This is a genomic window from Streptomyces sp. DSM 120436 (assembly GCF_055778765.1).
The window spans coordinates 2161694-2180195 of sequence record NZ_JBSKBS010000001.1; the positions used below are offsets into that span (position 1 = coordinate 2161694).

General features: G+C 72.9%; 20 protein-coding genes. 10 read left to right on the forward strand and 10 right to left on the reverse strand.

Translation table 11 applies throughout. From position 1 onward, the window contains the following. The first annotated feature begins 115 nt into the window (after window positions 1–115). Together trpS and ACWH4W_RS09975 are read left to right on the forward strand one after the other, a co-directional pair. On the forward strand, window positions 116–1108 hold the full coding sequence (gene trpS / locus ACWH4W_RS09970) for a tryptophan--tRNA ligase (RefSeq protein ID WP_473075408.1): 993 nt from the start codon (window positions 116–118) through the stop codon (window positions 1106–1108). 236 nt (window positions 1109–1344) lie between these two features. After that, window positions 1345–1923 (forward strand): 2'-5' RNA ligase family protein, encoded by a 579-nt coding sequence (locus tag ACWH4W_RS09975; RefSeq protein WP_473075409.1) that lies wholly within the window; start codon window positions 1345–1347, stop codon window positions 1921–1923. Between the two features lie 16 nt (window positions 1924–1939). On the opposite strand, the gene ACWH4W_RS09980 is transcribed toward ACWH4W_RS09975, so the two are convergent. Then, window positions 1940–2695: a decaprenylphospho-beta-D-erythro-pentofuranosid-2-ulose 2-reductase gene (locus tag ACWH4W_RS09980; protein ID WP_473075410.1), complete on the reverse strand. Its 756-nt coding sequence runs from the start codon at window positions 2693–2695 to the stop codon at window positions 1940–1942. Between the two features lie 36 nt (window positions 2696–2731). Beyond that, a complete protein-coding gene (locus tag ACWH4W_RS09985) occupies window positions 2732–4087 on the reverse strand; it encodes a decaprenylphosphoryl-beta-D-ribose oxidase (RefSeq protein ID WP_473075411.1) in 1356 nt (451 codons plus the stop codon). 132 nt (window positions 4088–4219) lie between these two features. Between ACWH4W_RS09985 and ACWH4W_RS09990 the strand changes: the two genes are divergently transcribed. The 4 genes from ACWH4W_RS09990 to ACWH4W_RS10005 are packed head-to-tail and all read left to right on the forward strand — an operon-like array spanning window position 4220 to window position 7033. Next, a complete protein-coding gene (locus tag ACWH4W_RS09990) occupies window positions 4220–4753 on the forward strand; it encodes a phosphatase PAP2 family protein (protein WP_473075412.1) in 534 nt (177 codons plus the stop codon). Next, entirely contained in the window at window positions 4750–5685 is a 936-nt protein-coding gene (locus ACWH4W_RS09995) for a decaprenyl-phosphate phosphoribosyltransferase (protein WP_473075413.1), read from the forward strand. Before ACWH4W_RS09990 ends, ACWH4W_RS09995 begins: the two co-directional genes overlap by 4 nt. Then, the gene (locus ACWH4W_RS10000; protein ID WP_473075414.1) at window positions 5682–6119 is read left to right on the forward strand and encodes a GtrA family protein; all 438 of its coding nucleotides are present in this window, start codon (window positions 5682–5684) and stop codon (window positions 6117–6119) included. The genes ACWH4W_RS09995 and ACWH4W_RS10000 overlap by 4 nt, the downstream gene beginning before the upstream one ends. Next, complete coding sequence (locus tag ACWH4W_RS10005) at window positions 6107–7033, forward strand: YihY/virulence factor BrkB family protein (RefSeq protein WP_473075415.1); 927 nt, start codon at window positions 6107–6109, stop codon at window positions 7031–7033. The genes ACWH4W_RS10000 and ACWH4W_RS10005 overlap by 13 nt, the downstream gene beginning before the upstream one ends. On the opposite strand, the gene ACWH4W_RS10010 is transcribed toward ACWH4W_RS10005, so the two are convergent. Continuing rightward, window positions 6981–8252 carry a D-alanyl-D-alanine carboxypeptidase family protein gene (locus ACWH4W_RS10010; protein ID WP_473075416.1) on the reverse strand — a complete coding sequence of 424 codons (1272 nt, stop codon included), beginning with the start codon at window positions 8250–8252 and terminating at the stop codon, window positions 6981–6983. The genes ACWH4W_RS10005 and ACWH4W_RS10010 overlap by 53 nt on opposite strands. A gap of 91 nt (window positions 8253–8343) precedes the next feature. On the opposite strand from ACWH4W_RS10010, the gene ACWH4W_RS10015 reads away from it, so the two are divergent. Beyond that, window positions 8344–8592: an SCO4848 family membrane protein gene (locus tag ACWH4W_RS10015; protein WP_048457923.1), complete on the forward strand. Its 249-nt coding sequence runs from the start codon at window positions 8344–8346 to the stop codon at window positions 8590–8592. A 32-nt stretch (window positions 8593–8624) separates the two neighbouring features. After that, window positions 8625–9971: a metallophosphoesterase gene (locus ACWH4W_RS10020; protein ID WP_473075417.1), complete on the forward strand. Its 1347-nt coding sequence runs from the start codon at window positions 8625–8627 to the stop codon at window positions 9969–9971. 247 nt (window positions 9972–10218) lie between these two features. Here the strand turns inward: ACWH4W_RS10020 and ACWH4W_RS10025 are convergent, their stop codons facing one another. From ACWH4W_RS10025 to ACWH4W_RS10035, 3 genes are read right to left on the reverse strand one after another with little or no spacing between them, the layout of a single operon-like run. Next, complete coding sequence (locus ACWH4W_RS10025; RefSeq protein ID WP_473075418.1) at window positions 10219–11025, reverse strand: TetR/AcrR family transcriptional regulator; 807 nt, start codon at window positions 11023–11025, stop codon at window positions 10219–10221. A gap of 32 nt (window positions 11026–11057) precedes the next feature. Further along, entirely contained in the window at window positions 11058–11558 is a 501-nt protein-coding gene (locus ACWH4W_RS10030; protein ID WP_473075419.1) for a thiol-disulfide oxidoreductase DCC family protein, read from the reverse strand. Beyond that, window positions 11555–11962 carry a hypothetical protein gene (locus tag ACWH4W_RS10035; RefSeq protein ID WP_473075420.1) on the reverse strand — a complete coding sequence of 136 codons (408 nt, stop codon included), beginning with the start codon at window positions 11960–11962 and terminating at the stop codon, window positions 11555–11557. Before ACWH4W_RS10035 ends, ACWH4W_RS10030 begins: the two co-directional genes overlap by 4 nt. A gap of 157 nt (window positions 11963–12119) precedes the next feature. On the opposite strand from ACWH4W_RS10035, the gene ACWH4W_RS10040 reads away from it, so the two are divergent. Together ACWH4W_RS10040 and ACWH4W_RS10045 are read left to right on the forward strand one after the other, a co-directional pair. After that, a complete protein-coding gene (locus tag ACWH4W_RS10040; RefSeq protein WP_473075421.1) occupies window positions 12120–12512 on the forward strand; it encodes a hypothetical protein in 393 nt (130 codons plus the stop codon). Further along, a complete protein-coding gene (locus ACWH4W_RS10045) occupies window positions 12512–14974 on the forward strand; it encodes a DUF4132 domain-containing protein (protein ID WP_473075422.1) in 2463 nt (820 codons plus the stop codon). The genes ACWH4W_RS10040 and ACWH4W_RS10045 overlap by 1 nt, the downstream gene beginning before the upstream one ends. Here ACWH4W_RS10045 and ACWH4W_RS10050 read toward each other — a convergent pair. The 4 genes from ACWH4W_RS10050 to ACWH4W_RS10065 all read right to left on the reverse strand — a co-directional run bounded on the left by ACWH4W_RS10050 (window position 14971) and on the right by ACWH4W_RS10065 (window position 18499). Beyond that, on the reverse strand, window positions 14971–15306 hold the full coding sequence (locus tag ACWH4W_RS10050) for a hypothetical protein (RefSeq protein ID WP_473075423.1): 336 nt from the start codon (window positions 15304–15306) through the stop codon (window positions 14971–14973). The genes ACWH4W_RS10045 and ACWH4W_RS10050 overlap by 4 nt on opposite strands. A gap of 157 nt (window positions 15307–15463) precedes the next feature. Beyond that, window positions 15464–16243, reverse strand: a complete 780-nt coding sequence (locus ACWH4W_RS10055) for a succinate dehydrogenase iron-sulfur subunit (RefSeq protein WP_473075424.1) — start codon at window positions 16241–16243, stop codon at window positions 15464–15466. Then, window positions 16243–17997, reverse strand: a complete 1755-nt coding sequence (gene sdhA / locus ACWH4W_RS10060) for a succinate dehydrogenase flavoprotein subunit (protein ID WP_473075425.1) — start codon at window positions 17995–17997, stop codon at window positions 16243–16245. The genes ACWH4W_RS10055 and sdhA overlap by 1 nt, the downstream gene beginning before the upstream one ends. Before the next feature lie 19 nt (window positions 17998–18016). Then, window positions 18017–18499, reverse strand: a complete 483-nt coding sequence (locus ACWH4W_RS10065; protein ID WP_473075426.1) for a succinate dehydrogenase hydrophobic membrane anchor subunit — start codon at window positions 18497–18499, stop codon at window positions 18017–18019. Window positions 18500–18502 lie beyond the last annotated feature (3 nt).

Below are 18502 nucleotides of genomic sequence, written 5' to 3' on the forward strand. Positions count from 1 at the left end.
CGTTCCGGAGCGCCTCGCGGGACCTGAGAGAATGGGGGGCATGGCCTCTGATCGCCCCTCCGTCTCCCCCCAGCACCCCCAGGGGAATGGCTCCGCCATGCGGCATCGTCCTCGTGTGCTCTCCGGGATCCAGCCCACCGCGGGCTCCTTCCACCTCGGCAACTACCTCGGCGCCGTCCGCCAGTGGGTGGCGCTCCAGGAGACCCACGACGCCTTCTACATGGTCGTCGACCTGCACGCGATCACGGTCCCGCAGGACCCCGAGGAGCTGCGGGACAACACCCGGCTCGCCGTGGCCCAGCTGCTGGCCGCCGGTCTCGACCCGGACCGCTGCACCCTCTTCGTGCAGAGCCACGTGCCGGAGCACGCCCAGCTCGCGTGGGTGATGAACTGCCTCACCGGCTTCGGCGAGGCCTCCCGCATGACCCAGTTCAAGGACAAGTCCGCCAAGCAGGGCGCCGACCGCGCCTCCGTCGGGCTGTTCACGTACCCGATCCTCCAGGTCGCGGACATCCTGCTCTACCAGGCCCACGAGGTGCCGGTGGGCGAGGACCAGCGCCAGCACATCGAGCTCACGCGCGACCTCGCCACGCGCTTCAACGGCCGGTTCGGCGACACCTTCACGCTCCCGAAGCCGTACATCCTCAAGGAGACGGCGAAGATCTACGACCTCCAGGACCCGGCGGTCAAGATGAGCAAGTCGGCGTCCACGCCCAAGGGACTGATCAACCTGCTGGACGAGCCGAGGACCACCGCGAAGAAGGTCAGGAGCGCGGTCACCGACACCGACACGGTGATCCGCTACGACGTGGTGGAGAAGCCCGGCGTCAGCAACCTGCTCACGATCTACTCCGTCCTCACCGGCACCGGCATCCCCGAGCTGGAGGAGAAGTACGCGGGCAAGGGCTACGGCGCGCTCAAGACGGACCTCGCCGAGGTCATGGTCGACTTCGTGACCCCGTTCCGGGAGCGCACCCAGCAGTACCTGGACGACCCGGAGACGCTCGACTCGATCCTCGCCAAGGGGGCCGAGAAGGCGCGCGCCGTCGCGGCCGAGACCCTCGCCCGGGCGTACGAACGGGTCGGCTTCCTGCCCGCCAAGCACTGAGCCGACCACGGGGCCGACCACCCGGCCGACCACTGAGCCACCGCATCGAACCGGCGCAGTGAACCGGCCCACGGGCCCGTCCGTACCACCGCGCAGCGCTCTACATCACTCCGACTGCGCCTGCCCGCGTCCGGGTCGTGGTCGTACAGTCGAGGAACGGGTGACCGCTTCGGCGGCCGCCCGGACGCGCACCCGCTCCACCACCGCGCTTCACCACCACAACGACAGGAGACGACGTGGGGACCGTAACGATCGGTGTGTCGATCGCGGTCCCGGAGCCTCACGGCAGCCGGCTTCAGCAGCTGCGCGCGGGCTTCGGCGACGCCGCCGCCTACGGCATCCCCACGCACGTCACCCTGCTGCCGCCCACGGAGGTCGCCGACACGGTCGTGCCGGCCGTCGAGGCGCACCTCGCCGAGGTCGCGGCGGCGGGCAGGCCGTTCCCGATGAGGCTGTCGGGCACGGGCACCTTCCGGCCGCTGTCGCCGGTGGTGTACGTCCGGGTCGTCGAGGGCGCCGAGGCCTGCGCCCGGCTGCAGCAGCAGGTCCGTGACCCCTCCGGGCCGGTCGCCCGCGAGCTGCAGTTCCCCTACCACCCGCACGTCACCGTGGCGCACGGCATCGACGAGGCGGCCATGGACCGCGCCTACGAGGACCTCGCCGGCTACGAGGCCGAGTGGGCCTGCACCGGCTTCGCCCTCTACGAGCAGGGCGCCGACGCGGTGTGGCGCAAGCTGCGCGACTTCCCCTTCGGGACCCTCGTGGTGCCCCCGCAGACCGGACACGCCGACCGGGGGTCGGTCTCCGCGCGGTGACCCCGGCGGCCCGGCCTCACACCGGCAGCCGGCGGAACACCCCGCGCGGCAGATGCCGCAGCGCCGACATCACCACGCGCAGCGCGCCCGGCACCCACACCGTCTCCGAGCGGCGCCGCAGCCCCAGTTCGACGGCCGTCGCCACCGCCTCCGGGGTGGTCGCCAGCGGCGCCTCGGGCAGCCCCGCCGTCATCCGGGTGCGCACGAACCCGGGGCGCACCACCATCACGTGCACGCCCGTGCCGTACAGCGCGTCGCCCAGGCCCTGCGCGAACGCGTCCAGGCCGGCCTTGCTGGAGCCGTAGATGAAGTTGGCGCGGCGGGCCCGCTCGCCCGCGACGGAGGACAGCACCACCAGCGAGCCGTGCCCCTGCGCCTGGAGGGCGGCCGCGCAGACCAGGCCCGCGGAGACCGCGCCGGTGTAGTTGGTCTGCGCCACCCGCACCGCGGCCCGCGGGTCCCGCTCGTCGCGCGCCTGGTCGCCCAGGGTGCCGAAGGCGAGCAGCACCAGGTCGACGTCGCCCTCGGCGAACACCTTGCCGAGCGTCTCCTCGTGGCCGGCCGGGTCGAGCGCGTCGAAGTCGACGGTGCGCACCTCGGCGCCGAGGCCGCGCAACTGCCCGGCCGCCTCGTCGAGACCGGGGGAGGGGCGGCCGGCCAGCCACACCGTGCGGGTGCGGCGGGCGATCAGCCGCCGCGCGACCGCCAGCGCGATCTCGGACGTGCCGCCGAGCACGAGCAGGGACTGGGGGAGGCCGAAGGCGTCCTTCACGACAGCTCCTCAAGGGGCCGGGGCGGGGAGAGGGGGTCACAAGCGGAGGCGGCGGGACAGGTCCGAGGTGAACACGCCGCGCGGGTCCAGCTCGGCGCGCAGGGCGCGGAAGTCGTCCAGCCGGGGGTACATGGCCGCGAGCAGCTCGGGGCGCAGCCGGGAGTCCTTGGCGAGGTAGACGCGGCCGCCCGCGGCGGCGACCTCCTCGTCGAGCTCGTCGAGGAAGGAGCCGAGGCCGGGCAGCGACGCGGGGATGTCCAGGGCCAGGGTCCAGCCCGGCACGGGGAACGACAGCCAGCCCGGGTCGGCGTCCCCGAACCGTTTGAGGACGGCGAGGAACGACGGGCAGCGGCGCTCGGAGATCCGGCGCACGATCCGGCGCAGGGTGTCCTCCCGGCCGTGCCCGACGACGAACTGGTACTGCACGAAGCCGCCCCGCCCGTAGATCCGGTTCCAGTGCGGCACGCCGTCCAGCGGGTGGAAGAAGGCGGGGATCCGCTGCAGCTCCCCGGTCCGGGCGCGGGGCGCCTTGCGGTACCACAGCTCGTTGAACAGGCCCACGGTCGTCCGGCTGAGCAGGCCCTCCGGCACGAAGGAGGGAGCGGCGGGCAGGCGGGAGGTGCGGAACGACAGCGGTTCCCGGCGGGCGCGGGCGCCGCGGGGCAGGGCGTCCAGCGGGGCGTGGTCGCCACGGGTGAGGACCGCCCGGCCGGTGGCCCGGCCGCGCGCCAGCAGGTCGATCCAGGCGACCGAGTAGCGGTAGCGGTGGTCGGTGCCGGCGAGACGGGCCATCAGGTCGTCGAGGTCACCGGCGCGTTCGGTGTCGACGGACATCCAGGAGGTCTCGACGGGCTGGAGCCGCACCGTCGCGGTGAGGATCACCCCGGTCAGCCCCATGCCGCCCGCGGTCGCCTCGAACAGCGGCGTGCCCGGCGCCACGGTGCGGACCCGGCCGTCGGCGGTGAGCAGCTCGAACGACCGCACATGGCGCGAGAAGGATCCGCTGACGTGGTGGTTCTTGCCGTGGATGTCGGCGCCGATCGCCCCGCCGACCGTCACGTACCGGGTGCCGGGCGTCACCGGCACGAACCAGCCCAGCGGCAGCAGCACCTCCATCAGCCGGTGCAGGGACACGCCCGCGTCGCACCGCACGGTGCCGCCGTCGGCGTCGATCGCGTGGACGCGGTCCAGGCCGGTCATGTCGAAGACCTCGCCGCCCGCGTTCTGCGCCGCGTCCCCGTACGCCCGGCCCAGGCCCCGCGCGATGCCGCCGCGCGCCCCGCACCCCCGGACGGCCAGGGCGGCCTCCTCGCACGTCCGCGGACGGACCAGCCGGGCGGCGGACGGGGCGGTGCGGCCCCACCCCGTGACGGGAACGGTGTCGGCAGGCATGGCGGCGACCGTATCGCCCCTCTGTGCGCCGTTGGTTTAAAAACGTCAATCCCATCCCCGAAACGGGTGATTAATGGGATGTCGTCCCGAAGGGATGGAATTCCGGTGCGCCGGGGGTGAACAGTGAGCCACATGGACGACCAGCACGACCTCTCCCGGCCCCGCGGTCTGCACGGGGTGGACCACCGGATCGTCTCCGCGCTCAGGGCGTGCGGCGCCGACCCCCGCGTGGCCGGGGCCGCGCGCGCCCTGTCCTGGGCGGGGGAGCACGGCGCCCTATGGGTCGCGGCGGGCCTCGCGGGCGCCGTCGCGGACCGCCCGCGACGCACCGCCTGGCTGCGCGGCACCGCCCTCACCGCCGGCGCGCACGCGACGAGTTCGCTGGTGAAGCGGGTCGTGCGCCGTCCCCGCCCGGCGCACGTCGAGCCGCTGGTCGGCACCGTCGGACGGCACTCCTTCCCCAGCTCCCACGCCACCTCCGCGGCGGCCGCCGCCGTCGCCTTCGGCGCGCTCGGCGCCCGCGCGGTGCCCCCGCTGGCCGTCGCCGTGTGCGTGTCCCGCCTGGTGGCCGGCGTCCACTACCCGTCGGACGTGGCGGCCGGCGCCGCCCTCGGCGCGCTCACCGCCCGGCTGGGCGCCCGCTGGATGACGGGGGGCCCGGCGTGACGCTGCTGCGCGAGCGCCCCGAGCGGGAGCGGGCGGAACCGTCCGTCCGGGGCGGGCTCCTCACCGGTCTGCTGCGCACCGCGCGGCCCAAGCAGTGGGTGAAGAACGTCCTGGTGGCCGCCGCCCCGGCCGCCGCCGGCGACCTCTTCTCCGTCCCCGCCCTGACCCGGCTCGCGCTGGTGTTCGTGCTGTTCACCGCCTGCGCCGCCGCCGTCTACCTGGTCAACGACGCGCGCGACGCCGAGGCCGACCGCGCCCACCCCGTCAAGCGCCGCCGCCCGGTCGCCGCCGGACAGGTCCCCGTGCCCGTCGCCTACGCCGCCGGGACCGCCCTCGGCGCGCTCGCCCCGGCCGCCGCCGCGCTGCTCTGCCCACCCGAGCTCGCCGCGCTGCTCGCCGGCTACCTCGTCATGCAACTGGCCTACTGCGTCCGCCTCAAGCACGTCCTCGTCGTCGATCTCGCCGTCGTCACCGCCGGGTTCGTGATGCGCGCGGTGGCCGGCGGGCTCGCCCTCGGCATCCCGCTGTCCCGTTGGTTCCTCATCACCACCGGCTTCGGCGCGCTGTTCATGGTCGCGGCCAAGCGCTACTCCGAGGCCGTGCAGCTCGCCGGGAACGGCGGCGCCACGCGCGCGCTGCTCACCGAGTACACCACCGGCTACCTGCGGTTCGTCTGGCAGCTCGCGGCCGGGGTCGCCGTCCTCGGCTACTGCCTGTGGGCACTGGAGGAGGGCGGCGTGCCGCACACCAGCGTGCTGCCCTGGCGCCAGCTCTCCGTCGTGGCCTTCGTCCTCGCCGTGCTGCGCTACGCCGTCTTCGCCGACCGGGGCACCGCCGGCGAACCGGAGGACGTGGTGCTCGGCGACCGCGCGCTCGCCCTCATCGGCCTGGTGTGGGCGGCGATGTACGCCCTGGCGGTGGTCGACTGGTGAGGGAGCGCCTGCGCCGGCACCGGCGGGAACTCCTCGGCTTCGCGACCGCCGGACTGCTCGCCTACGCCGTCGACCTGGCCCTCTTCCTCTGGCTGCGCGGCCCCGGCGGACTCGGCCCGCTCACCGCGAAGGCGCTGTCCTTCGTCGCCGGCTGCACCGTCGCCTACGCGGCCAACGCCCACGGCACCTACCGCCACCGGCGCGTGCACGGCGCCCGTCCCTACGCGGTGTTCTTCGCCGTCAACCTCGCCGGCGCCGCCGTGCAGCTGCTGTGCCTGGCCGTCAGCCACTACGGGCTGGGGCTCACCTCGCAGCGCGCGGACACCGTGTCCGGCGCGGTGGTCGGCATGGCACTGGCCACCGTCGTCCGTTTCTGGGGCACCAGGACATTGGTCTTCCGGGATGCGGGCAGAGTCGGAACGTGGACTGGCTGAAAAAGCTCCCGGTGGTGGGGCCGTGGGTGACCCGGCTGTCGCTCACGCACGCGTGGCGGTCGTTCGAACGGCTGGACCGGGTGCACTGGACGCGGCTGGCCGCGGCGATGACGTTCCGCAGCTTCGTCGCGCTGTTCCCGCTGCTCACGCTGGCGGCGGCGATCGGCGCGGCGGCCCTCGGCCGGGAGCGGCAGGACGCCCTCCAGAACACCCTCACCGACCAGGTGCCCGGCATCTCCGACCAGTTGGACGTCGGGGAACTGGTGGACAACGCGGGCACCGCCGGTCTGATCGCCGGCGCCGCCCTGGTGTTCACCGGGATCAGCTGGGCCGGCGCCATGCGGGAGTGCCTGCGCGCGGTGTGGGAACTGCCCGACGACGAGGAGAACCCCGTCCTGCGCAAGGGCAAGGACGCGGGCATCCTCGTCGGGCTCGGCGGGGCCGTCCTGGTCACCCTGGCCGCCTCCGCCGTCGCCACCGCGCTGGTCGGCCGGATCAGCGCCGCCGCCGGGCTGGAGGAGGGCGGCTGGGGCGGGGTGGTCCTGCGCACCGCCGCGTTCGCCGTCGCCGCCGGCACCGACTTCCTGATCCTGCTGTACGTCCTCACCCTGCTGCCCGGCGTCCATCCGTCCCGGCGCCGGGTGACGGTCGCCGCGCTCACCGGCGCCGTCGGCATCGAACTGCTGAAGCTGCTGCTCAGCGGCTACATCCAGGGCGTGGCCGCGAAGAGCATGTACGGCGCGTTCGGCGTCCCGGTGGCGCTGCTGCTGTGGATCAACCTCACCACGAAACTCGTCCTGTTCTGCGCCGCCTGGACGGCCACCCCGAGCAAGCCGAACAAGGAGGACGAGGCCCCGCCGGTCACGGACGGGGACGGCGGCGCACCAGGTCCGGCAGCGGCCAGCGCCGGTTGACCAGGAACGCGCCGCCCGCGAGCAGCACCAGCGCCCCGCCGGTGACGCCGAGCGCCACGCCCATGCCGTCGGCGCCGCCGCCCGTGTCCGCGCTCGCCACCGGCTTCGTCCCGGCCACGACGCCGCCCGCCTCACCGGGCGACGCGGACGGACCGGGCGCGGCGGTGGCCTGCGCGACGCTCCTCGGCGGCACCAGCTCGCCCACCGGCTCGACCTTGCCGGCCGCCGCGAAGCCCCAGTCCAGGAGCCGCGCGGTCTCCTTGTAGACCCCGTTCGACTCCTTCTCCTGCGGGTTCATCACGGTCACCAGCAGCACCTTGCCGCCGCGCTCGGCGACGCCGGTGAAGGTCGAGCCGGCGTTGGTGGTGTTGCCGTTCTTCACCCCGGCTATGCCCTGGTAGACGGGCACGTCGCGGTCGCCGCTCAGCAGCCGGTTGGTGTTCTGGATCTCGAAGGACCCGCGGACCCGCTTGCCCTTCTTCCGCTCGGTCTCCCCGGGGAACTGCGCCCGCACCGTCGAGCTGTACTCCCGGAAGTCCTTCTTCTGCAGCCCGGAGCGGGCGATCAGGGTCAGGTCGTACGCGGAGGACACCTGGCCCGGGGCGTCGTAGCCGTCGGGGCTGACGGCGTGCGTGTCGAGAGCCCGCAGCTCCTCGGCGTGCGCGTTCATCTCCTCGACCGTCTTCTCCACGCCGCCGTTCATCGCGGACAGCACGTGCACCGCGTCGTTGCCGGAGCGCAGGAAGACGCCCAGCCACAGGTCGTGGACCGTGTAGGTCTCGTTCTCCTTGATGCCGACCATGCTGGAGTTCGGCCCGACACCGGCCATGTCCGAGGGCCGCACCCGGTACGTGGTCGTGCGCGGCCACTTCGGCAGCAGCGTGTCGGCGAACAGCATCTTCAGGGTGCTCGCCGGGGCCAGCCGCCAGTGCGCGTTGTGCGCGGCGAGCACGTCGCCGCTCTCGGCGTCCGCGACGATCCACGACCGGGCGGACAGCTCCTTCGGCAGCACCGGCACCCCGGCGGCCAGGTTCACCTGCGTCCCCGGCCTGCCGAGCCGCTCGCCGCCCACGGTCGACATCTTCGCCGGGGGAGCGGCCGACGGGGACGGCGACGGCCGGGGAGCCGCGAGGGCGGCCGGCGCGGTCAGCGCGGTGGACAGCAGGACGGCGGAGGCGACCAGCAGGGAGCGCCGGACGGTCTTCTCGGTAGCGGGCACGGTCCGCAAGGTACATGCCATGCCGGTGGGCGTCCCGTCCCGGTCCCCACCCCGCGAAGGGAACCGGACACGGCGCGGCGATACTGGACGTATGAAGCTCAGCCGCCCCGTCTCCTGGTTCCTGCTCGCCTTCGGGGTGTGGAGCTGGGTCATCTGGATCACTTTCGTCAAGAACCTGGTCAAGGACAGCAGCGGGCTCGCCTTCGACGACGGGCACCCCACGGCGTACTTCTTCGTTCACCTGACGCTCGCCGTCGTCTCCTTCGTACTGGGGACGGTCGTCGGGGGCATCGGGTTGCGCGGTCTGCGCGCATTGAGCCGGACGTCACGGACGTCGTGACGCCGTAACGGGAAGCAGGGGAAGTCCGCCTCGTGGCCATCGTCTTCGTACTCGTCGCACTGCTGGTCGTCGCCGTCCTGGTGACGGGCAACTGGTACGTGTGGCGCCGTCTGTTCCGGGACACCACAGCGGGGCCCGGCCCCGTGCGCCGCATCGGCGCGGCGGTGATCGCCGGGGGGTGGCTGCTGTTCGTCGGAAGCATGGTCGCCTCCCGCACCGAGGCGCCGTTCACCCTCCAGCGGGTGCTGGCCTGGCCTGGCTACCTGTGGCTGGCCCTCACCCTGTACCTGCTCCTGGCGCTGCTCGTCGGCGAACTGGTCCGCCCGGTGCTCCGCAGGGTCCTGGAGCGGAGGGCGGCGGAGCGGGCGCCGGCGCCCACGCCGGTCCGCGACCCGATACCGGCGGGTCAGAACACGGGCCCGGCCCCGGAACCGGCCGAGGGCCCGGAGACGACCGCCCCGGCGCAGGCCGTCCCCGCGGAAGGCGGCTCGGCGCAGAGCGGCACGCCGGAGAACGGTACGGCGGCTGCCGGAGCCGAGGGGCCGGGCGCCGGTCCCTCCCGCCGGCTCTTCGTCTCCCGCGTCGTCGGCGGAGCCGCCGCCGCGGCGGCGGTCGGCACCGTCGGGTACGGGACGTACGGCGTCCTGCGCGGGCCGAAGGTCAAGCGGGTCACCGTGCCGCTGGCCAAGTTGCCGCGCGCCGCGCACGGTTACCGCATCGCCGTGGTCAGCGACGTCCACCTGGGCCCGGTGCTCGGGCGCGGCTTCGCGCAGAGGGTCGTCGACACCGTCAACGCGACGCAGCCCGACCTGATCGCCGTCGTCGGCGACCTGGTGGACGGCAGCGTGCAGGACCTCGGCCCGGCGGCCGCCCCGCTTGCCCAGCTGACGGCGCGTCACGGCTCCTTCTTCGTCACCGGCAACCACGAGTACTTCTCCGGCGCCGAGCAGTGGGTCGAGGAGGTCCGCCGGCTCGGCCTGAACCCGCTGGAGAACGCCCGCACGGAACTGCCCCACTTCGACCTCGCGGGGGTGAACGACGTGGCGGGCGAGGACGAGGGCCAGGGGCCGGACTTCGCCCGCGCCCTCGGCGACCGGGACCGCGAGCGGGCCTGCGTGCTGCTCGCCCACCAGCCGGTGCAGATCCACGAGGCCGTGGACCACGGCGTGGACCTCCAGCTCTCGGGCCACACCCACGGCGGCCAGCTCTGGCCGGCCAGCCTGATCGCGGGCGCCGCGAACCCGACCCTGGCGGGCCTCGACCGGTACGGCGACACGCAGCTCTACGTCAGCCGGGGCGCCGGCGCGTGGGGACCGCCCACCCGGGTGGGGGCGCCGTCGGACATCACGGTGATCGAGCTGGCCTCCCGCCAGGCGTGACCACGCCGTGCACGGCCGCGTCCGCGCTCCGAGGGCGAGCCGGTGCGGGGCGCGGCCGGCGACCGTCAGGTGGACCGGGGGCGGGTCCCTCCCGCCGACGGGGCGTGCGTCGTGGCCGTCCCGTCGCCGGTCACCTGTCCGCCGGCGGTGACGGCCTCGCCGTGCGGGGCGCGGGCGGCGCGTGTGACCGTGGGGGACGGCCCGCACGTGCACGACGTGGAGCTCACGCCCGGCGGGGCGGACGCCGTCAGCCGGCGTCGTCGGGGCGTCCGTCGGAGGCGGGCGTTCCCTCGCCGTCGTCCTGCGCGCCCTTCCCGCGTGCGCCCCGCCGGCCGGCGGGGTCGGGCAGGGCCCGCGTCATCCCGGGCAGGAACTCCGTGAACAGCTCGTGCACGTCCCGCACCAGCGGCCGCAGCACCCGGAACCGGGCCAGGGCGACGCCCCGCGCGGTGAGCCGGGCGCCCCGCTCGGCGAGCCGGTAGCTGCGCCCGCGGCCCTCGGTGCGGTCGAAGATCCAGTACAGGCACAGCCCCATCTGGGACAGCCACATCAGCTCGGGCAGGGCGTCCCGCAGTTCCTCGGGCACCTTGGTCCTCGTCCCGGCCAGCACGGCCCGGTGCACGCTGATCGCCTCCTCGCGCGCGTGCTCCGACTCCGGGGAGAAGGGGCTGAGCGGGCTGTCCGGGTCGGCGGCGTTCTTGAAGAACTGCACCGCGAACTCGTGGTACGGCGTGGCGATGTCCAGCCACGCCTTCAGCACCCCGGCGAGGCGCGCCTCCAGGTCGGTCTCCCGGGCGAGGATCTCCCGGACCGCCGCCTGGTGCTCGGCGGCGATCCGGTCGTAGAACCCCTGGATCAGGTGTTCCTTGCCCTCGAAGTAGTAGTACGCGTTGCCGACGGAGACCCCGGCCTCCTTGGCGATGGCCCGCATGGTCGTCTTGTCGTACCCGCGCTCCTGGAAGAGCCGCATGGCGGTCTCGAGGATCAGGGCGCGGGTCTGCTCGGACTTGCTGAGGGGGGCGCCGGGGGCGGGGCCGTCGTTCTTCGCGGGCACGGGAACAGAGCCTAACGCCCGCCGTGCGCGGCCTACGGGGCGGCGCAGGCGTCGGAGCCGCAGCCCGGCGGGGTGTGATGCCAGCCGTCGCGCGGGTCGTACGCCCATCCGTCGCCCCGGCGGTGCCCGCCGCCGCCCCGCGAGGCGGTCGTCCCGCGCCACTTGGCGGCGGCCAGCACGGCACCCTTGGCGAACCGCGTCCCGGAGGGGGTGCTCAGCCGGTGCGCCAGCCGCCGGTGGTCGCGCAGCGCCCACAGGGTGACGATCCAGGCGGCGGCGCCCCGGTACACCTGCCCGCCGTCCCCGATCACGGTGATCTCGGACAGGGTGGACCGGTGGTCGAGACCGGGGAAGCGGTCCCGGGCGGCCGGCGACCCCGCGGGTACGAGCTGGAGGGGGACGAGCTGGGGCCGCTTCACCAGCCAGTCCCGGACGAACACGCACAGCGGGCAGTCCGCGTCGTACAGCACGGTCAGCCCGCGGACCGGGACGCGGCGCGCGTCCCGGCCCCCGTGCGCCGGCGCGGCGCTCACGCCTGCGCCGCCGGAGCGGTCCAGCCCTGCGGGGGCACCGGCGGGTTCTGCTCCCGCTCCATCACCCCGCGCCGCCGGATCCTGTTGAGCACGTACACGTTGCCCAGGTGCATCACACCGAGCACCAGCAGCACCACGCCGAGCTTGGTCGACAGGGCCTCGAAGATGCCGCGGGTGTCGGTGATCGTCTCGTCGTCGCTCAGGTACAGCGCGACGAACCCGAGGTTGACGAGGTAGAAGCCGACCACCAGGAGGTGGTTGACGGCGTCGGCGAGCTTCTCGTTGCCGTGCAGCACGTCGGCGAGGAAGACCCGTCCGTTGCTGCTGAGCGTGCGAGCCACCCAGACGGTCAGCCCGATGCTGACGACGAGATAGATGACATAGGCGATGACCGTGCGGTCCATGTCCCCCAGCCCTTCTTGAACGCGTTCAAAACGCTGACGGGAGAGACTCTAGACCCTTTTTTTGAACATGTTCAACCCGGTTGCGGACGGGCCTCGTCACGGCCGTCGTCCCGGCCCCGTACGGTGGTTGTCAGTGGCGGCCCGTACTGTCCTCGCCATGGGAATCGTGACGTTCGTCGACGAGACGACGACGGGGGAGCGGCGCGCGGCCTGGGGGCTGGAGATCGCCGAGGAACGGCTGACGGTGCGCGAGCTGATCAGGCGCAGGGTGTTCCAGGAGGTCGCCGAGTACAACGCCCGTACGCCGGAGGTGTTCCAGGGGCTCGTACGGCCGACGGACGCGGAGCGCGCCGTCAACGGCTACGCGCTCAAGGAGCCCCGCCGCATCGACCCGGAGGCGCAGACCGGGCTGGCGCTGCGGGCCTTCGCGGGCAACGGCTTCCTGGTCCTGGTGGGGGACCGTCAGGTCACCGACCCGGACGAGGAGATCGACCTGCCGCTGGGCACCGAGGTCACGTTCCTGAAGCTCGTGCCGCTGGTGGGTGGCTGATGCGCACGCCCACGTCGCACCTGGCGCGGCTGCGCGCCCGGATCGACGGCGGCGACCTGGACCGGGCCGCCGCCGAGGCGATGAAGGCGCTCGGTTCGCGCAGCGGCGGCTGGAGCGGGCAGTGGGACTCCGTCCTCGACGCGCTGCGGGACCTCCCGGCGGAGCACCGCCGCGCGCTGGTGCGCGCCGTGGCCGACCGCTTCGGCTCGGTCGGTGACGACCTGGAGGAGCGCGGTCGCGTCCTCGCCCTGTGCCACCGCCTTCTCGACGGCGCGGCCGACGACCCCCTCGCCGACGAGCGCCGCGAGGCCCTGGACGAGGTGGGCCGGTGGCACTCGTTCTGGTACACCTCCCGCTTCGACGTACTGGCCGAGGCGGAGCTGTCCGCGGGCCGCCCGCTCGCTCCGGCCGTCGTGGCCGTCGTCCGCCGTTCGGCGTTGAACGCCGCCACCTGCAAGGAGCTGGCCTTGTTGGGGAAGAGCCTCACCGACCCGGTCCTCAACGTCGGCGAGCAGTGGTCCGAGCAGGCCCTGCGCGACGCCACAGGACCCGACTGGGAGGCCCTGCTCGCCCACGCCGCCACCGCCGGCTCGTCCAGGCCCACCGCCGAGTGGGACACCCGGGCCCGCGCCCTCGTCGAGGCCCTCGGCGCCGACCGGGTCCGCGAGACCGTCCTGTCCTGGCTCGCGCTCGTGGGCCGCCCCCGCACCCTCCCGCTGGCCCGCCCCGGGTACGGGCCGGACCCCAACGACACCTTCGACCCCTGCAACGCCACCGCCCTGCGCGGACTGGCCTGGCTGCTCTCCCTGCTGCCGCCGCACCCCGACACCGTCCGGGCGCTGGGCGCGCTGGTCGAGACGTCCCTCAAGAAGGTGGCGGGCCTCGGCCCCCGCAGCCCCAAGGTCGCGGGCGCCGGCGTCCTCGGGCTCGCCCGGACCGACGGCGAGGCCGCCCTCGCCGAACTCGCCCGGCTCGCCACCCGCGTGACGTTCAAGACCACCGCCAAGCTCCTCGACGCGGCCCTCCAGGAGCGGGCCGCCGCCCTCGGGCTCGGCCGCGAGGAGATCGAGGAGCTGGCCGTCCCGGCGTACGGGCTGACCGGGGTCGGCCGCGCGGAGCACCGGTTCGGCGACGCCACCGCCGTACTGGAGGTGCACGGCACCCGCGCCCGGCTGACCTGGCGCAACGCGGCCGGCAAGACGGTGCGGAGCGTGCCCGCCGCAGTGCGGCGGGACCACGCCGAGGAGCTGAAGGAGCTGAAGGCCGCGGTCAAGGACGCCGACAGGATGCTCTCGGCGCAGAGCGAGCGCCTGGACCGCCTGTTCCTGGCCCGCCGCACCTGGTCCTACGCCGCCTGGCGCGAGCGCTACCTCGACCACCCCCTGGTCGGCACCCTGGCCCGCCGCCTGCTGTGGACGGTCGACGGCACGCCGGCCGGTTACGCGGACGGCGCCCTGCGCACCCTCACCGACGATCCCGTGACCGGGGGCGCCGAGGTCGCCCTGTGGCACCCGGTCGGCCGGAAACCCGCCGAGATCGTCGCCTGGCGGGACTGGCTGGAGCGGCACGGCGTCACCCAGCCGTTCAAGCAGGCCCACCGCGAGGTGTACCTGCTCACCGACGCCGAGCGCGCCACGCGCACGTACTCCAACCGCTTCGCGGCCCACGTCCTGCGCCAGCACCAGTTCCACTCCCTGGCGGCCGTCCGGGGCTGGCGCAACCAACTGCGGCTGTGCGTCGACGGTTCGGCGCCGCCGGCCACCCGCGCCCTGCCCGCCTGGGGCCTGCGCGCCGAGTACTGGATCGAGGGCGACGGCCAGGAACACGGCGTCGACACCACCGACTCCGGCACCTACCTGCGCCTGCGCACCGACCAGGTCCGCTTCTACCCGATCGACGCGCCCGGGAACTCGGCGCACTGCTACGGCGGCGAGTACTCGATGTGGCCGCGCGACGGACAGGAACCCGTCGACCCGATTCCGCTGGAGGACATACCGCCCCTGGTCCTCTCCGAAGTGCTGCGCGACGTCGACCTGTTCGTCGGCGTGGCCAGCGTCGGCAACGACCCCACCTGGCAGGACGGCGGTCCCGGCGGCCGCTTCGGGGCGTACTGGACGTCGTACGGCTTCGGCGAGCTGAACCAGAGCGCCCAGACCCGGCGCGCCCTGCTGGAGCGGCTGGTCCCCAGACTGGCGATAGCCGACCGGTGCACCGTCGAGGGCCGCTTCCTGCACGTGAAGGGCGAACGCCACACCTACAAGATCCACCTGGGCTCGGGCAACATCCTCATGACCCCGAACGACCAGTACCTGTGCATCGTCCAGAAGTCCGACCCGGCCGCCCCGCAGGCGGGTTACCTCCCCTTCGAGGGGGACCGGATGCTGGCGGTGATCCTCAGCAAGGCGATGCTGCTGGCCGACGACACGGCCATCACGGACCCGACGATCCTGAGCCAGCTCTAGCTCTGGCTCAGGCTCTGATCAGGGGTCCGCTTCGCACTGCCGGCCTCCAGGATCCCGGTCACGTCGAGGGTGACCTTGGCGCCGATGGGGTCGGGGAGGGTGACGAGCTGCCCGGGGGAGTGGAAGCGGTGGGTGGCGTACTCGCTCCCGACCGGGCCGGTCAGGACCACGGCGTGCGGGCCGTCCGGCGGCGGGGCCACGAGGAGCTGGTCTCCGGTGATCTCGACGCGGTGGCCCGGAAGGCGGTCCATGAGAAGGTTCGCCTCCGCGGTCAGCGGACGTTCGTCGGGGGACCGGTCGTGGTGGGGCCGCTCGACGGATGCTGCGGGCATCGCGTGCCTCCTGAGGGCTGGTGCCGAGAGCATCATCGTAGGGCGGAGGACGCCCTCGCGTCCGTTCCGGGCACGTTCACCCGAGCGTGTGGCATATGCCAGAGGGCCCCGTCTCCAGGGGAGACGGGGCCCTCGTGGGGTGAACGGACGGCGGGCGTCAGTAGCGGCGCGTGATCAGCGCGCGCTTCACCTCGGCGATCGCCTTGGTGACCTCGATGCCACGCGGGCAGGCGTCCGTGCAGTTGAAGGTCGTGCGGCAGCGCCACACGCCGTCACGGTCGTTGAGGATCTCCAGACGCTGCTCGCCGGCCTCGTCACGCGAGTCGAAGATGAAGCGGTGCGCGTTGACGATCGCGGCCGGGCCGAAGTACTGGCCGTCGTTCCAGAACACCGGGCACGACGTGGTGCACGCGGCGCACAGGATGCACTTGGTCGTGTCGTCGAAGCGCTCGCGGTCCTCGGCGGACTGCAGCCGCTCACGCGTCGGCTCGTTGGTGTCCTTCGTGATCAGGAAGGGCATCACGTCCCGGTACGCCTGGAAGAACGGCTCCATGTCCACGACCAGGTCCTTGAGGACCGTCAGGCCCTTTATGGCCTCGACCGTGATCGGCTTCTCGGGGTTGATGTCCTTGATCAGCGTCTTGCACGCCAGGCGGTTCTTGCCGTTGATCCGCATGGCGTCGGAGCCGCAGATGCCGTGGGCGCAGGAACGGCGGAAGGTCAGGGTGCCGTCCAGGTCCCACTTGATCTTGTGCAGCGCGTCGAGGACGCGCTCCTTGGGGTCGATCTCGATCTGGAAGTCTTCCCAGGTCGCGTCCGCGGAGATCTCCGGGTTGAACCGGCGGATCCGCAGGGTGACGGTGATGTAGGGGGAGTCGGCGAAGCCGGGCTCGGGGGAGCCGGCCGCGTCCGCCTTGTCCAGTACGGGAGTAGCCATCAGTACTTACGCTCCATCGGCTGGTAGCGGGTCTGGACGACCGGCTTGTAGTCCAGACGGACGGTCTCGGTGCCGTCGGCGCCGACCTCGCGGTACGCCATCGTGTGGCGCATGAAGTTGACGTCGTCGCGGTTCGGGTAGTCCTCGCGGTAGTGACCGCCGCGGGACTCCTTGCGGGCCAGCGCGGAGACGGCCATGACCTCGGCCAGGTCCAGCAGGTTGCCCAGCTCGACGGCCTCCAGCAGGTCGGTGTTGAACCGCTTGCCCTTGTCCTGGATGGCGACGTTCTTGTAGCGCTCGCGCAGCTCGGCGATCTTCTCGACCGCCGTCTTGATGGTCTGCTCGGTGCGGAACACCATGACGTTGGCGTCCATGGTCTCCTGCAGCTCGCGGCGCAGCTCGGCCACCCGCTCCTTGCCGGTGGAGGACCGCAGCCGCTCGATCTGCCCGACCACGAAGGACTCCGGGTCCTCCGGCAGCTCGACGAAGTCCGCGGTCTGCGCGTACTCCGCCGCCGCGATGCCGGCCCGCTTGCCGAACACGTTGATGTCCAGCAGCGAGTTGGTGCCCAGGCGGTTGGCGCCGTGCACCGACACGCAGGCCACCTCGCCGGCCGCGTACAGGCCGGGCACGACCGTGGTGTTGTCCGCGAGGACCTCACCCTGGACGTTGGTCGGGATGCCGCCCATCGCGTAGTGCGCGGTGGGCTGGATCGGGATCGGGTCCGTGTAGGGCTCGATGCCGAGGTAGGTCCGCGCGAACTCGGTGATGTCGGGCAGCTTGGCGTCCAGCTGCTCCGGCGGCAGGTGCGTGAGGTCCAGGTAGACGTGGTCGCCCTCGGGACCGCAGCCGCGGCCCTCGCGGATCTCCGTGTAGATGGAGCGGGAGACGACGTCGCGGGAGGCGAGGTCCTTCATGACAGGCGCGTACTTCTCCATGAAGCGCTCGCCGTCCTTGTTGCGCAGGATGCCGCCCTCACCGCGGGCGCCCTCCGTGAGCAGGATGCCCATGCGCCAGATGCCGGTCGGGTGGAACTGGAAGAACTCCATGTCCTCCAGCGGCAGCCCGCGCCGGTAGACGGCGGCCTGGCCGTCACCGGTCAGGGTGTGCGCGTTGGACGTCACCTTGAAGAACTTGCCGGTGCCGCCGGACGCGTAGATCACGGACTTCGCCTGGAAGATGTGGATCTCGCCGGTCGCCAGCTCGTACGCCACGACACCGGCCGACTTCTTGACGCCGTCGACCTCGGTGATCAGCTGGTCCAGGACGTAGAACTCGTTGAAGAACTCCACGCCCTCCTTGACGCAGTTCTGGTACAGCGTCTGGAGGATCATGTGGCCGGTGCGGTCCGCGGCGTAGCAGGACCGGCGGACCGGGGCCTCGCCGTGGTTGCGGGAGTGACCGCCGAAGCGGCGCTGGTCGATGGTGCCGTTCGGGGTGCGGTTGAACGGCAGGCCCATCTTCTCCAGGTCGAGGACGGAGTCGATGGCCTCCTTCGCCAGGATCTCGGCGGCGTCCTGGTCGACCAGGTAGTCACCGCCCTTGACCGTGTCGAAGGTGTGCCACTCCCAGTTGTCCTCCTCCACGTTGGCCAGCGCGGCGGCCATGCCGCCCTGCGCGGCGCCCGTGTGGGAGCGGGTGGGGTAGAGCTTGGTCAGCACGGCGGTGCGGCTGCGCTTGGTCGCCTCGATGGCGGCCCGCATACCGGCGCCACCGGCGCCGACGATGACGGTGTCGTACTTGTGGATCTTCATGATTCTCGCAGCCCCGTGCCTAGCGGATGTTCGGGTCGAAGGTGAAGATCACCAGCGTGCCCAGCAGGATGGTGAACACCGTGGCCGTGTAGAGCAGGCCCTTCAGCCACAGGCGGGTGCTCGGCCGCTCGGCGTAGTCGTTGATGACCGTGCGCAGGCCGTTGGCGCCGTGCAGCATCGCCAGCCACAGCATCAGCAGGTCCCAGACCTGCCAGAAGGGGCTCGCCCAGCGGCCCGCCACGAAGGCGAAGCTGATCTTGGACACGCCGCCGTCCAGCACCAGCTGGATCAGCAGGTGGCCGATGACCAGCACGACCAGGACGACACCGGACAGACGCATGAACAGCCACGCGGCCAGCTCGAAGTTGCCGCGGGTGCTCTTCGGGCTCTTCTTGGTCCGCTTGCGCGGGGGCTCGATGACCGGCGCCGGGTTGTCGACGGAGTACAGCGAGCCGCCCTCGACGGGGCCGACGCCCGAGGCGGGGGTTTCAGTGGTGGACATCAG

Coding starts and splice junctions, on each gene's coding strand:
- ACWH4W_RS09985 (WP_473075411.1), bottom strand. CDS start 4,087: ATGCCTGCCGACACCGTTCCCGTCACGGGGTGGGGCCGCACCGCCCCG.
- ACWH4W_RS09990 (WP_473075412.1), top strand. CDS start 4,220: ATGGACGACCAGCACGACCTCTCCCGGCCCCGCGGTCTGCACGGGGTG.
- ACWH4W_RS10015 (WP_048457923.1), top strand. CDS start 8,344: ATGAAGCTCAGCCGCCCCGTCTCCTGGTTCCTGCTCGCCTTCGGGGTG.
- ACWH4W_RS10035 (WP_473075420.1), bottom strand. CDS start 11,962: ATGGACCGCACGGTCATCGCCTATGTCATCTATCTCGTCGTCAGCATC.
- ACWH4W_RS10040 (WP_473075421.1), top strand. CDS start 12,120: ATGGGAATCGTGACGTTCGTCGACGAGACGACGACGGGGGAGCGGCGC.
- ACWH4W_RS10045 (WP_473075422.1), top strand. CDS start 12,512: ATGCGCACGCCCACGTCGCACCTGGCGCGGCTGCGCGCCCGGATCGAC.
- ACWH4W_RS10050 (WP_473075423.1), bottom strand. CDS start 15,306: ATGCCCGCAGCATCCGTCGAGCGGCCCCACCACGACCGGTCCCCCGAC.
- ACWH4W_RS10055 (WP_473075424.1), bottom strand. CDS start 16,243: ATGGCTACTCCCGTACTGGACAAGGCGGACGCGGCCGGCTCCCCCGAG.
- sdhA (WP_473075425.1), bottom strand. CDS start 17,997: ATGAAGATCCACAAGTACGACACCGTCATCGTCGGCGCCGGTGGCGCC.
- ACWH4W_RS10065 (WP_473075426.1), bottom strand. CDS start 18,499: ATGTCCACCACTGAAACCCCCGCCTCGGGCGTCGGCCCCGTCGAGGGC.